Below are 13,533 nucleotides of genomic sequence, written 5' to 3' on the forward strand. Positions count from 1 at the left end.
GGACCCCTTGCGGCCCCGCCCTCACCCTCGTCAGCCCAGCGCGACGGGACGGCCGAAGAACGGGTAGTTCGGATCGTTGTAGCCAGGCGTGGACGCATGGCCCGGCGTGACCCAGCCGTCGACCAGGGCTTCGTCTTCAGGCGTGATCCTCACCTCCAGCGCGGCGTAGTAATCGTCCATCTGCGCCAGGGTGCGCGGACCGGCGATGACGCTGGTGACGATCGGGTTGGCCAGCACCCAAGCCGTGGCGAAGTGACCCGGCTGCACGCCGCGCGTGGCGCTGTGCTGCACCAGCTGCTGCGCGATCTGCAGCGATTCTTCGCGGAACTCGGTGGCCAGGATGCGGCGATCGCCCCGGCCGGCGCGCGTGTCGGCGGCCGGCGCCTGGCCCGGCAGGTACTTGCCGGTCAGCACGCCGCGGGCGATGGGGCTGTACGGCACCACGCCCAGCCCGTAATGCTGGCAGGCCGGCAGGATCTCGACTTCGGGGCCGCGGTTCAGCATGTTGTAGTACGGCTGGCACACCACCGGCTGCGGCACGCCCAGCTTTTCGCACAGGCGCAGGGTTTCGGCGATGCGCCATCCCCGGAAGTTCGACAGCCCGAAGCTGCGCAGCTTGCCCGCGCGGATCAGGTCGCCCAGCGCGAACAGCGCTTCTTCCAGGTTTTCTTCGTGGTAGTCGCGATGCAGGTACAGGATGTCCAGGAAGTCCGTGTCCAGGCGCGCCAGGCTTTGTTCCACGCCGCGGATCAGCCACTGGCGCGAATAACGCGACTGGTTCGGCGCCTTGCCCACGACGTTGCCGATCTTGCTGGCCAGCACCCAGTCGTGGCGCTGCCCGGCCAGCAGCCTGCCCACCACTTCTTCGGAGCGGCCTTCGTTGTAGACGTCGGCCGTGTCGATGAAATTCAGGCCGTGGTCGCGGGCCGACGCGACAATGCGCGCGGCTTCGTCGTCCGGCGTCTGCTCGCCGAACATCATGGTGCCCAGGCACAGGGGCGATACACGCAGGTTGCTGGTTCCGAGTCGGCGGTAATTCATGATGAAGATGTCCTTATCGGGCGCGCATTGAATGAGACAACGCGCGCGGCTATGGCTTGAAAGCGGGAAGTTGCCAGGCAAATGCCAACACGCCCGCCGGCTGCCCGGCGAGCGGATGGGTCATGTTGCCAGAAGAATGCTGACAGGCCGCGGAAAATCCCTGCGGGCCGCAGGGATTCCGGGGCAAGGCCCGCTCAGCTGGCCGGCGCGTCGACGGCGGCCAGGATCTTGCCGAACAGCGCGTCCGCGTGGGCGGAATTGAGCCAGCGCACGATCACGACCATCTTGCGTTCCGGTTCGACCCAGGTGAACGAGCTGCCCGCGCCCACGCCGAAGAAGCTGGACGCCGGCACGCTGGGAAACACCCGGCCTTCGTGGTTCAGCCAGATCAGGTAGCCGTAGTACGGCGCGATGGCGCACGGCGTGCGCATGGCGGCGAGCCATGCGCTGGACAGGATGCGCCGGCCATCGGGCGCGCGGCCATCATTGAGCAGCATCTGGCCGATCAACGCCTGATCGCGGGCGCTGATGGACATGCCGCCGCCCCAGTGCGAGCCGCCCGGCACCGACGGCATGCGCTGGCCGTCGATCTCGACCCAGGCATTGTCGTAGCCCACCCATTGCCAGTTTTCGCTGGCGCCCAGCGGCCGCGTCACGGCTTCGCGGAAGACCTCGGGCAGCGGCTTGCGGAAAAGGTGCAGCAGCGCGTACGACAGCTGGTTGATGCGCACGTCGTTGTATTCCCAATACGTGCCGGGGCGCTGCAAGGGCCGCGCGTCGCCCTTCTTGCCATCGGGCGGCACGCCGAACGTGACGGCGCGGTAGCGGTCGGCCTGGTCCGACACGCCGAAACGCTCGCCTTCCCATTCGCTGGTTTGCTGCAACAACTGGCGCCACGTGATCTCGGCGTTCTGGCCGTCGTCAAAGCCGATGCCCGGCACGCGCTTGCCGACGGGTTCGTCCACGTCGGGCAACAGGCCGCGGTCGTGCGCCACGCCGGCCAGGATGGCCAGGTACAGCTTGGCCACGCTGAAGGTCAGGTCAGCGCGCTCGGGCTCGCCCCATTGCGCCACGGTCTGGCCGTCCACCACCACCACGCCCGACACCGGGCCGCGATCATGGATGGGGCCCAGCAGGCGGTTCCAGGGCGGCGGGTCGTTCTGGTGCACGCCGAAAACGCCGTTGACGCTGCGGTCCCAGGTGGATTCGTGGTCGTTGGCGAACTGGATCGCCTGCTGCATAAGCGCGTTCATTGCATTCCCTAGTGATGACGCGGCCAGACCATGCAGATGCAATCCGGCCGCCGTTAAAAGCGTGGCCAGGCGCCGTCAGGGCGCCTTGGCCAGAAATTCCATCGCGGCCTGCAGACCGCCCGGCCGGTGCGGCACACCGGCGGCCGCCAGGCCCATTTCCACGCCGGCCAGCGTGCCGCACAGCGTCAGGTCATTGAAGTGGCCCAGGTGCCCGATGCGGAAAATGCGGTCGGACAGCTGCCCCAGGCCCTGGCCCAGCGACATGTCGAAGCGGTCCAGCACCACCTTGCGCAAGGCGTCGGCGCCATGGCCGGCGGGCATCAGCACCGCCGTCAGCGCCGGGCTGTGCGCGGCCGGGTCCAGCGACAGCAGTTCCAGCCCCCAGCCCTGCACCGCCAGCCGCGTGGCCTGCGCATGGCGCTGGTGGCGCGCGAAGACTTGCGGCAGGCCCTCGGCCTGCAGCATGGCCAGCGCCTCAAACAGGCCGTAAAGCAGATTGGTGGACGGGGTGTACGGGAAATAGCCACGCGCATTGGCGGCCAGCATCTCGCGCCAGTCCCAGTATGAGCGCGGCAGCCGCGCCGTGTCGGCCGCCGCCAGCGCGCGCGGCCCGACGGCATTGAAGGCCAGGCCGGGCGGCAGCATCAGGCCCTTTTGCGAGCCGGCCACGGTGACGTCCACGCCCCATTCGTCGTGGCGGTAGTCCACCGAGCCCAGCGATGAAATGGTGTCGACCATCAGCAAGGCCGGATGTCCCGCGCGGTCGATCGCGGCGCGCACCGCGGCGATGTCGCTGGTGACGCCGGTGGAGGTTTCGTTGTGCACCACGCAGACGGCCTTGATGGCGTGCTGGCTATCTGCCGCCAGCCGCTCGCCGATGGCCGCCGCGTCCACCGGGCGGCGCCAGTCGCCCGCCAGGCAATCGACTTCCAGCCCCAGGCGGCCGGCCAGCTTGCGCCACAGGCTGGCGAAGTGGCCGGTTTCGGACATCAGCACCCGGTCGCCGGGGGACAGCGTGTTGACCAGCGCGGCCTCCCAGGCCCCGGTGCCGGACGACGGAAAGATCACCACCGGCGACTCGGTCTGAAACACGGGCTTCAAGGCCGCCAGCACCGCCAGCCCCAACTGGCCGAACATCGGTCCGCGGTGATCGATGGTGGGCTGGTCGATGGCGCGCAGCACCCGGTCGGGCACGTTGGTGGGGCCGGGAATCTGCAGGAAATGCCGGCCGGAACGGGAGGTTTCGAGGGGATGCATGCGTGGCCTTGGAGGGGATTTTTTTGTATACCAGCGAAAGAGGCGCAGCGATTAGATGGCACGGCCTGGGCAGGCCCGGCAGCGTCATGCGCCACTCTATCCCATTGTTTTTAAGCCTATAAGCTAGGGTATTCACCCATAATTAAAGCCTTGGCCCGCGGTTTATAGTCAGAAAAAACACGGGGAATTTTTGTATACCAATGCGCAGCGATCCCAGCCTGATGCCAGACATCGAGCGGGCAGCCCCGGCTGCCGCCGGCGTCCCTGACGGGTCCTTGGCCGACCCGCCGCGCCCCGCCTCGGCCGCCGGCCGCACCCTGCCCGCCACCGTGGCCGGCCAACTGCGCGAACGCATCATCCAGGGCGAATTCGCGCCCGGCGCGCGGCTGAACGAACGCACCCTGTGCGACCTGCTGGGCGTGTCCCGCACCCCGCTGCGCGAGGCCTTCCGCGTGCTGGCCGCCGAAGGCCTGGTGCGCATCGAACCGAACCGCGGCGCGCAGGTAGTGGCGCTGGGCGTGGCCGACATCCGCGAGGCCTTCGAGGTCATCGGCGGCCTGGAAGCCATGTCCTGCCGGCTGGCCTGCGAGCGCGCCACCGACCAGGAAATCGCCGAAATCCGCGCGCTGACCTTCGAGATGATGGCCAGCCACGCCCGCCGCGACCTGCCCACATACTTTCGCACCAACCGCGACATCCACGAACGCATCAGCCAGGCCGCGCACAACCACCTGCTCAAGCAGCTGTACGACGCGCAGAACGCGCGCATCCAGAACCTGCGCTTTGTCTCGAACGAAGACCAGCGCAAATGGGACCAGGCCATGCGCGAGCACATCGACATGGCCGATGCCCTGGCGGCCCGCGATGCCGACCGCCTGGCCGGCATCATGCGCGAGCACTTGCAGCGCAAATGCGAGGCCGCGCTGAAAAGCCTGTCCGCCTCGCAAGTAAGCCCGTCCGATTCTTCTTAGGCATCGCCCAGGCGCGACGGCAAAACCTATAAGAATCGGGGTGGCGCATCCCGGCCAGAGACGTTAGATACGCAGTACCGCAGTGACTGATTCATGTGAACAGACGGCCCGCTCGCCGTCCGGTTCATGCAGCACCCCGCAGTATTCCGTTCCACCGTTCCGGTCCACAGGAGCCTCGCCATGGCCGACCGCCGCGTCACATCCGTTCCGTTCCCGTCTCCATTGCGCGCGCCCCTGCGCGCCCTGGCCTGCCTGCTGCTGGGCGCGGCCGCGCTCACCGCTCCGCCCGCCCAGGCCGGCAAGAAAGACGACACCCTGCGCATGGCCTACGACCAGGCCCCCGAAAGCGTCGACCCGTATTTCAACAACGTGCGCGTCGGCGTCATCATCGCCGCCAATGTCTGGGACACGCTGCTGTACCGCGACCCCGTCACCAACGAGTACAAGGGGCAACTGGCCAAGAGCTGGACCCAGGTCGACGACAAGACGATGGAATTCGAGCTACGCGAAGGCGTCAAATTCCACAACGGCGAGGAATTCGACGCCGACTCGGTCGTGTACACCCTGAACTACGTGGCCGACCCCAAGAACAAGGCCGTGACGCAGCAAAACGTGGCCTGGATCGACAAGGTCGAAAAGCTGGGCAAGTACAAGGTGCGCCTGACCACCAAGGAACCCTTCCCCGGCGCCAAGGAATACCTGTCCACCACTGCGGCCATCCATCCGGTCAAGTACTACCAGGAAGTCGGCCCCAAGGGCATGAACGCCAAGCCGGTGGGCTCGGGCCCGTACAAGGTGGTGGACTACCAGCCCGGCAAGTCCATCACGCTGGAACGCAACGCCGACTACTTCAAGGACTCGCCCAAGGCTCAGCCCAAGATCGGCAAGGTGGTCATCCGCTTCATCCCGGACCGCCAGACCCAGATGGCCGAGGTCATTTCGGGCGGCGAAGACCTGATCATGAGCGTGCCCAAGGATCAGGCCGAACAACTGGGCAGCCTGCCGCAACTGCAGATGGTCACCGGCAACACCATGCGCATCGTCTTCATGCAGATGAACATCCAGGACGGCACGCCCGCCCCGCAGCTGAAAGACGAGCGGGTACGCCGCGCCATCATCCATGCGATCGACCGCGAGTCCATGCTCAAGAACATCGTGGGCGAAGGCGGCGGGCTGATCAACGCCATCTGCACCCCGTCGCAGACCGGCTGCACGCAGGACGGCGTCACCACCTACAAGTACGACCCCGCGCTGGCCAAGAAGCTGCTGGCCGAAGCCGGCTACCCCAACGGCTTTGACATCGACATCGTCGCCTACCGCGAACGCAACCAGACAGAAGCCATCATCAACTACCTGCAGGCCGTGGGCATCCGCGCCAAGCTCAATTTTCTGCAGTACGCCGCCATGCGCGACATGATCCGCGCCAACAAGGCCGCGCTGACCCACCAGACCTGGGCGTCCAACCTGGTCAACGACGTGTCCGCGTCCACCCCGGTGTACTTCGCCTTCGGCAACGACGACGTGACCCGCGATCCGCAGGTGCGCGACCTGCTGGACAAGGGCGACCACACCATCGACGGCGCCGCCCGCAACGCGCTCTACAAGCAGGCGCTGGACCTGATCGCGCAAAAGGCCTATGCGGTGCCGCTGTGGACGCTGCCGGCCTACTACGTTGCTACCAAAGACCTGAACGTCAAGCCCTACTCGGACGAGCTGCTGCGGTTCTGGGACATGAGCTGGAAGTAAGCGCAACAGCCAGGCGGAGAAACATCCATGCTTTATTTCACGATCAGGCGGCTGGGCCTGGCGGTGCTGGTGGCGCTGACCGTGTCGGTGCTGGCTTTCCTGCTGCTGCACCTGTCGGGCGATCCGGCGGTGGCACTGGCCGGCGAAGGCGCACGCCAGGCCGACATCGACATGATCCGCAAGACCTACGGCCTGGACCGGCCGCTGGTCGTGCAATACGGCGACTGGCTGTGGCACATCCTGCAGGGCGATTTCGGCACCTCGGTGTATTTCAAGACCGAGGCCGGGCCGCTGATCCTGTCCAAGCTCAAGACCACCCTGCTGCTGGGCCTGGGCGCGCTGGCCTTCGCGCTGGCCATTTCCATTCCGCTGGGCGTGCTGGCCGCTCTCTACAAGGGCAGCTGGATCGACCGCGCCTGTCTGGCGGTGGCGGTGCTGGGGCAAGCGCTGCCCAACTTCTTCTTCGCCCTGATCCTGATCATGCTGTTCTCGATTTCGCTGCGGATCCTGCCGGTATCGGGCAGCGGCAGCTGGCAGCATTTCGTCATGCCGGCCATCGCGCTGGGCTACTACGTGGCGCCGGCCTTCATGCGGCTGATCCGGGCGGGCATGGTCGAAGTGCTTGGCGCCGACTACATCCGCACCGCCCGGGCCAAGGGCCTGCCGGCCCGCAAGATCATCTTCAAGCACGCGCTGCGCAACGCCATCGTGCCGGTGGTGGCGCTGGCGGCCGTGCAGCTGGGCTACCTGCTGGGCGGGTCCGTGGTCATCGAGACCATCTACGCGCTGGACGGCCTGGGCTACCTGGCCTACCAGAGCATCACCTACAAGGACTACCCCGTGATGCAGCTGATCGTGCTGCTGCTGTCCGTGCTGTACGTGCTGCTGACCCTGGCCGCCGATATCGCCAACGCGTGGCTCGATCCGCGCATCCGGGTGTCCTGACATGAATACCGCAACCCTCGCCCCGCCCGAATTGACCGCCTCGGCCCTGCGCTGGCGCCGCCTGCGGCACAACAAGGCGCTGCTGGCCGGCGGCGGCATTCTGCTGATCATCACGCTGATCGCATTGTTCGCACCGTGGATCTCGCCGCACGATCCGTATTTCCAGGACCTGGCCTACCGCACCGCGCCGCCGGTCTGGTACGCCAAGGGCACCTGGCTGCATCCGCTGGGCACCGACCAGCTGGGCCGCGACTACCTGTCACGCCTGTTCTACGGCGCCCGCATCTCGCTGCTGATCGGGGTGTCGGTGGCGCTGATCTCCGGCCTGATCGGCACTGTCATGGGCATGGCGGCCGGCTACTTCGGCGGCAAGGTCGACATGGCCGTGTCGTTCCTGGTCACCACGCGGCTGTCCATGCCCGTGATCCTGGTAGCGCTGGCCACCGTGGCCATCGTGGGCGGCTCCCTTTGGGTGGTGATCCTGGTGCTGGGCCTGCTCAAGTGGGACCGCTACGCCGTCGTCATGCGCAGCGCCACCCAGCAGGTGCGGGCGCTGGAATACGTGTCCGCGGCCCAGGCGGCGGGCGCGTCCACCTGGCGCATCGTCTGGGGCGAGGTGCTGCCCAACGTGGTGCCGCAGCTGATCGTCATCGCCACCCTGGAAGCGGCCAGCGCCATCCTGCTGGAGGCCTCGCTGTCGTTCCTGGGCCTGGGCGTGCAGCCGCCGCTGCCGTCCTGGGGCCTGATGATCTCCGAAGCCAAGGCCTATATGTTCTTTTCGTTCTGGCTGATCGCCATACCGGGGTCGGCCCTGGGGCTGCTGATCTTCGCGATCAACCTGGCGGGCGACGGCCTGCATCAACTCCTGACGCCCGAAGAGAGGGCCTGACCATGAGCGCCACAGACATCGTGCTGGACGTGCAAGGCCTTACCGTGGACATCGCCACCCCGCGCGGCACGCTGCATGCGGTGCGCGACGTGTCCTTCCAGGTGGCGCGCGGCGAAACGCTGTGCCTGGTGGGCGAATCCGGCTGCGGCAAGTCCATGACCTCGCTGGCCGTGATGGGCCTGCTGCCCAAGGCCGCCCGGCGCAGCACCCGCCGCCTGGCGGTGCTGGGCGAAGACCTGTCCACCGCCCGGGCGCGGCGCGTGAACGCGCTGCGCGGCAACAAGATGGCCATGGTGTTCCAGGAACCCATGACGGCCCTGAATCCGGCCTACCCCATCGGCGACCAGTTGACCGAGCACTACATCCACCACCGCCGGGCCAGCACGCGGCAAGCCCGCGACCGCGCCGTGGAGTTGCTGGAAAAAGTGGGCATCGCGTCGGCGGCGCAGCGCCTGGGCCAGTATCCGCACCAGTTGTCTGGCGGGTTGCGCCAGCGCGTCATGATCGCCATGGCGCTGATGTGCGGACCCGAACTGCTGATCGCCGACGAACCCAGCACCGCGCTGGACGTCACCATCCAGGCGCAGATCCTGCGGCTGCTGGCCGATCTGCAGGCCGAGCTGGGCATCGCCATGGTGCTGATCACGCACGACCTGGGCGTGGTCGCCCGCATTGCCCGGCAGGTGGCCGTGATGTACGCTGGCCAGATCGTCGAAGAAGGCCCGGTCGCCAGCCTGTTCGCCGCGCCGCGCCACCCTTACACGCAGGGCCTGTTGGGCTGTATTCCCGTGCCCGGGCGCACCGCGCCGGGCCAGCCGCTGGGCACGATCCCCGGCGTGGTGCCGTCGCTGGTGGGCGATCTGCGCGGTTGCGCCTTCATCGACCGCTGCAGCCACGCCCAGCCGCCATGCCGCGACACCGTGCCGGTGCATGGCCATGCGCCGGGGCCGCAATGGCGCTGCATCCTCACGCAAGGAGCGGCGGCATGAACGCAACGACGTCGACATCCGATTTCAGCCCCGCGTCCGGTTTGACGGCCGCCCCTTCAGCCGCAGCGCACGCGAACAGCATTCCGTTGCTGCAGGCCGATGCCGTCAGCCGGCAGTTTTCCATCCGCACCGGCCTGTTCCGCCCGCCCACCACGCTGCAGGCCGTCAATGGCGTCGACCTCGCGGTGCCGCGCGGATCGGTGCTGGGCATCGTGGGGGAATCGGGCTGCGGTAAATCCACCCTGGCGCGCGTGCTGCTGGGCCTGATCCCGCCGACCCAGGGCGCCATCCGGCTGGACGGCCAGGATATCCGCCAGATGAGCCGGCGCGCGCTGGCCCGCCGCGTGCAGCCGATTTTCCAGGACCCGTATTCGTCGCTGAACCCGCGCCGCTCGATCGCGTCCATCGTCTCGCTGCCGCTGGAGGTGCACGGCATCCCCAACCCCGGCATGCGCCTGGCCATCGATATGCTCGAACGCGTGGGCCTGCCGCCGCGGCTGGCCCATAACACGCCGGGGCAGCTGTCCGGCGGCCAGCGCCAGCGCGTAGCCATCGCCCGGGCGCTGGTGATGCACCCCGAACTGGTGATCTGCGACGAGCCGACCTCGGCCCTGGACGTATCCGTGCAGGCGCAGATCATGAATCTGCTGATGGACCTGCGGCGGGAATTCAACCTGACCTATATTTTCATCAGCCACAACCTGGCGGTGGTCGAGCACATCGCCACCCACGTGGCCGTGATGTACCTGGGCCGCGTGGTGGAATCCGCGCCCACCGAACGCCTGTTCCACGACCCGCGCCATCCGTACACCCAGGCGCTGCTGGCGTCGGTGCTGACGCCCGAGCCGGGGCTGGGCATTCCCGACACCGGCCTGGGCCTGGCGTTTCCCGACCCGCTGCATCCGCCCACCGGTTGCCCCTTCCACCCGCGCTGCCGCCATGCCATGCCGCAATGCAGCCAGGACCGGCCGGCACTCGCCGCCCGCGACGGCGCGGTGGTGGCGTGTCATCTGTATTCCGCGGATGACGCAAGCACGGCCAGCCCGCGCGTCGCACCCGCGCTGGGCTGATCAAGCGCGTCGCACCCGCGCTGGGCTGATCAAGCGCGGCGCGGGCCGCAATGAAACGCCGGCGCGATGCCGCGTCAACCCGTGCCGCGCGCGCGCAGAAAATCGATGAATTGCCGCACCTTGGCACCGACGTGCCGGGTATCCGGGTAGATCGCGTAGACCGGCTGCGGCGGCAGCGCGTACGACGGCAGCACCCGCCGCAGCTCGCCGCGCGCCAAGGGCTCTTGCAACAGCCAGTCGGGCAACGCCGCCACGCCGCAGCCTGCCACCGCGAACGCCAGCAGCGCCGACGCGGTATCGGCCTGCGCCACCGGCGCCACCCGCAGCTCGTGTTCGCGCCCCTTGCTGTCGGCCAGGCGCCAGCGATCACTGCGGCCGGCGCGATTGGCCAGCCACGGCATGGCGGCCAGCGCCTGCGCCGTGCGCGGCACACCGTGGCGGGCCAGCAGTTCGGGCGACGCCACCAGCAGCAGCTTGAATTCCCCGATGCGCGCGGCGCGATGGCCCGAGTCTTGCTGGGCGCCCACGCGGATGGCCAGGTCCAGCCGTTCAGAAATCAGGTCCGCGTGGGCCGACCCGGCCTGGTAATGGATGCGCAACGCCGGATGCCGCCGTGCAAACGCCGCCAGCGCCGGCGCCACCACGCGATTGCCGTAATCCACGCTGGCGGTGACGCGCAGGCTGCCGGACAGTTCGCTCTGGCCCGCGCGCGCCTGGTCCACCGCGGCCTCGGCCTGGCGCAGCAGGCCGGCGCATTCGGCGTAGAAGCCCTGCCCCGCCTCGGTCATGGCCAACCGCCGGGTGCTGCGCACCAGCAGCGCGACGCCTAGCTCCTGTTCCAGCTGCTTGATATGGAAGCTGACCACCGCCTTGGTCGTGCCCAGCGCCAGCGCCGCGGCGGTGAACGAGCCGGCATCCACCACCGCCACGAACATTGCCAGCCGATTCAGGTTGATCATGGATGGTCTGGTTTCATTGTCAAAAAAATACGAACAGTATATCCATTGGATAGGACTTCTTTCTGGACAATCCGGTTTCTAGAATGGCGCTCCGTGATCCGGCCGCCGGGCGCTTTTCCGGATATCGCAAGACGCCCCGCGCTGCCGGATCGGCCATTCCGATGTCCCATTGAGGCGAACGCCTTGCCGCAGGCGCCGCGCCGGAGCCCATTCTTCATGCCGGATTTTTCCGAACACTGCCGCCGCGCGGTGCACGATGCCCACGCCCTGATCGAACAATGGATCGGCCAAGCAGATCTGCCGCCCGACACGCTGCCGCGCCTGCTGGCGCATTTTTCCGATGACTTCAGCATGGTCCCCCCCGATGGCCAGCGCCTGCCCGACGGCGCCTTGCCCGGCCTGTTCGCCCGTGTGGCCGGCAGCCGCCCCGGCCTGCGCATCGGCATCGACGAGCTGGCCGTGCGGCACACCGACGCCGGCTCGGCCGTGCTGACCTACCGCGAATCCCACGCCTGGAATGGCGGCGCCACCGTGCGCCGCGCCACCGCCGGTTTCGTCGCGGCCGCCGACGGCCGTCCGTTATGGCGGCACCTGCATGAAACCTGGGTGGCGGACACGCAATAACGCGGGGGCATAAGCAAGCGCGGAATTAATCGTTTGCGCGGGATGGCCGGACCGGTAGAGTCCAACGCCGCTCATCACTCCACGAATCTGCCGCTACATGCCTATCCGCCACACCGCCCGCCGCCCCGCCCAATCCGGCGCCTTCACCCGCCGCGCCGTCCTGCTGACTCTGACCGCCGCCCTGGCCGGCGCGGGCCTGGGCGCGGCCCACGCCGACCAGCGCGTCATCCGCATCGTCGTGCCCTACGGCACCGGCGCCGTGCAGGACACTATCGCCCGCGCCATCAGCGACGAGCTCGGCCAGGCATTGAATGCGTCGATCGTGGTGGAAAACCGCGCGGGCGCCGGCGGCACCGTGGGCACCGCCCAGGTGGCGCGCGCCACGCCCGACGGCAATACGCTGGTGCTGGCCGCGGCCAGCCACCATATTGCGGGCTATCTCTACAAGAACCTGAACTACGACCCGTACAAGGATTTCACCGGCGTGGCCTATATCGGCAACACCGGCTACATCATCCTGGCGTCCGCCGGCTTGAAGGCCAAGAACACGGCGGAATTCATCCAGGCGGTCAAGGCCAAGCCCGGCGCCTACGATTACGCGTCGGCCGGCAACGGCAGCGCCTCGCATCTGGGCATGGCTTCGTTCCTGACCGGCGCCGGCGCGCAGATGCAGCACATCCCGATGAAGTCCACGGGCGACGCCGTGACCGAGCTGCTGGCCGGCCGGGTGCAGGCCATCACCGCCGCGACCATCGGCGTCACCGCCTACCGCAACGACCCGCGCGTGGTGTTCCTGGCCTACACCGGCGCAAAGCGCTCGCGCTTCGCGCCGGACCTGCCGACCGTGGCCGAAAGCGGCCTGCCCGGCTACAGCTTCGATTCCTGGCTGGGCCTGTTGGCGCCGGCCGGCATTGCCCCCGCCGAGCGCGACAAGATCAATGCCGCCGTCAACAAGGTGCTGGCCGATCCGAAGGTGCAGACCCGCCTGGCATCGCTGGGCGTGGAAGCCGAGGCCAAGTCGCCCGCGCAGTTCCAGGAGTTGCTGCAGGCGGATTGGGACGCGGCAGGCAAGCTGGTGGCCGCGTCGGGCGCTCGGGTCGAATAGCGTCGGTATTCTCGCCCCGGCCAGGGCGCGCGTCTGGATAGACTTGTCTGCTCGGGCCGAATCGCCTGCCGGGAGCCAACACGGCGCGGCCGCCTTGCCGCCCCGTTCAGCGCTGACGCACGCCTTCCAGGAACATCGTCGTAATGAAGTCGGCCAGCGCTTCGCGCTGCTGCTCGTTCGGCGTCTGCCGCGTGAAGCGTTCGATCACGCCCATGAAGGCATGCGCCAGCCATTCCGGCGGGATGTCCTGGCGAAACAGGCCGGCGCGCTGTTCGATGCGGACGTTCTCGGCGATCATCGTCACCAGTTCGTCCTTGAGCGTCTCGGCCGCGTCGACCTGAAAGAACCCGATGCGCGTCAGGTTGGGATCTTCCTGCAGGATGGCCAGCCAGTTGCAGACGCCGCGCCGTATGCGCACGTCTTGCGGCAGGCCTTGCAGGTCGTCGTCGAGGCGGGCCTGGCAGACCTCTGTCCGCAGCCGCTGCGCGAACATGCCCACGAGCTCGTCGTAGGCCGCCTGCTTGCTGGCAAAGTATTGATAGAACACGGGTTGCGTCACGCCCGCCCGGGCGACAATGTCGCTGATCCGGGTAAGCTGGAAGCCGCGTTCCGCGAACTCAGCCGCCGCGACTTCCAGGAGTTGCAACCGTGTGCGTTCGCCCTTGGTCAAACGCTTTTCTTGCG

Annotated in this window: 13 protein-coding genes; 8 read left to right on the forward strand and 5 right to left on the reverse strand. The window is 67.9% G+C overall.

What is annotated here, in order from left to right; translation table 11 throughout:
* Positions 1–30: 30 nt before the first annotated feature.
* From A9974_RS03045 to A9974_RS03055, 3 genes are all read right to left on the reverse strand, one after another.
* Positions 31–1,041: an aldo/keto reductase gene (locus tag A9974_RS03045; RefSeq protein ID WP_183002682.1), complete on the reverse strand. Its 1,011-nt coding sequence runs from the start codon at positions 1,039–1,041 to the stop codon at positions 31–33.
* 194 nt (positions 1,042–1,235) lie between these two features.
* On the reverse strand, positions 1,236–2,294 hold the full coding sequence (locus A9974_RS03050; protein ID WP_183002683.1) for a serine hydrolase: 1,059 nt from the start codon (positions 2,292–2,294) through the stop codon (positions 1,236–1,238).
* Between the two features lie 75 nt (positions 2,295–2,369).
* Positions 2,370–3,551, reverse strand: a complete 1,182-nt coding sequence (locus tag A9974_RS03055; RefSeq protein ID WP_183002684.1) for an alanine--glyoxylate aminotransferase family protein — start codon at positions 3,549–3,551, stop codon at positions 2,370–2,372.
* A 200-nt stretch (positions 3,552–3,751) separates the two neighbouring features.
* On the opposite strand from A9974_RS03055, the gene A9974_RS03060 reads away from it, so the two are divergent.
* From A9974_RS03060 to A9974_RS03085, 6 genes are all read left to right on the forward strand, one after another.
* Complete coding sequence (locus A9974_RS03060; RefSeq protein ID WP_183002685.1) at positions 3,752–4,522, forward strand: GntR family transcriptional regulator; 771 nt, start codon at positions 3,752–3,754, stop codon at positions 4,520–4,522.
* Positions 4,523–4,702: 180 nt separating this feature from the next.
* Positions 4,703–6,268: an ABC transporter substrate-binding protein gene (locus A9974_RS03065; protein ID WP_183002686.1), complete on the forward strand. Its 1,566-nt coding sequence runs from the start codon at positions 4,703–4,705 to the stop codon at positions 6,266–6,268.
* Between the two features lie 27 nt (positions 6,269–6,295).
* Positions 6,296–7,213 (forward strand): ABC transporter permease, encoded by a 918-nt coding sequence (locus tag A9974_RS03070; protein WP_183002687.1) that lies wholly within the window; start codon positions 6,296–6,298, stop codon positions 7,211–7,213.
* A gap of 1 nt (position 7,214) precedes the next feature.
* Complete coding sequence (locus A9974_RS03075; protein ID WP_183002688.1) at positions 7,215–8,102, forward strand: ABC transporter permease; 888 nt, start codon at positions 7,215–7,217, stop codon at positions 8,100–8,102.
* Positions 8,103–8,104: 2 nt separating this feature from the next.
* Entirely contained in the window at positions 8,105–9,091 is a 987-nt protein-coding gene (locus tag A9974_RS03080) for an ABC transporter ATP-binding protein (RefSeq protein ID WP_183002689.1), read from the forward strand.
* Positions 9,088–10,161 (forward strand): ABC transporter ATP-binding protein, encoded by a 1,074-nt coding sequence (locus A9974_RS03085; RefSeq protein ID WP_183002690.1) that lies wholly within the window; start codon positions 9,088–9,090, stop codon positions 10,159–10,161. The genes A9974_RS03080 and A9974_RS03085 overlap by 4 nt, the downstream gene beginning before the upstream one ends.
* 74 nt (positions 10,162–10,235) lie before the next feature.
* Here A9974_RS03085 and A9974_RS03090 read toward each other — a convergent pair whose 3' ends face one another.
* The gene (locus tag A9974_RS03090; RefSeq protein ID WP_183002691.1) at positions 10,236–11,120 is read right to left on the reverse strand and encodes a LysR family transcriptional regulator; all 885 of its coding nucleotides are present in this window, start codon (positions 11,118–11,120) and stop codon (positions 10,236–10,238) included.
* 216 nt (positions 11,121–11,336) lie between these two features.
* Here A9974_RS03090 and A9974_RS03095 point away from each other — a divergent pair, with 216 nt between their 5' ends.
* Both A9974_RS03095 and A9974_RS03100 read left to right on the forward strand, forming a co-directional pair.
* Positions 11,337–11,744, forward strand: a complete 408-nt coding sequence (locus tag A9974_RS03095) for a hypothetical protein (protein ID WP_183002692.1) — start codon at positions 11,337–11,339, stop codon at positions 11,742–11,744.
* A 97-nt stretch (positions 11,745–11,841) separates the two neighbouring features.
* Positions 11,842–12,849 (forward strand): tripartite tricarboxylate transporter substrate-binding protein, encoded by a 1,008-nt coding sequence (locus A9974_RS03100; RefSeq protein ID WP_183002693.1) that lies wholly within the window; start codon positions 11,842–11,844, stop codon positions 12,847–12,849.
* Positions 12,850–12,955: 106 nt separating this feature from the next.
* Here the strand turns inward: A9974_RS03100 and A9974_RS03105 are convergent, their stop codons facing one another.
* Positions 12,956–13,519: a TetR/AcrR family transcriptional regulator gene (locus tag A9974_RS03105; RefSeq protein ID WP_255467983.1), complete on the reverse strand. Its 564-nt coding sequence runs from the start codon at positions 13,517–13,519 to the stop codon at positions 12,956–12,958.
* Between the last annotated feature and the right edge of the window lie 14 nt (positions 13,520–13,533).

This window comes from Achromobacter sp. UMC71, assembly GCF_014170305.1.
GTDB lineage: Bacteria > Pseudomonadota > Gammaproteobacteria > Burkholderiales > Burkholderiaceae_B > Achromobacter.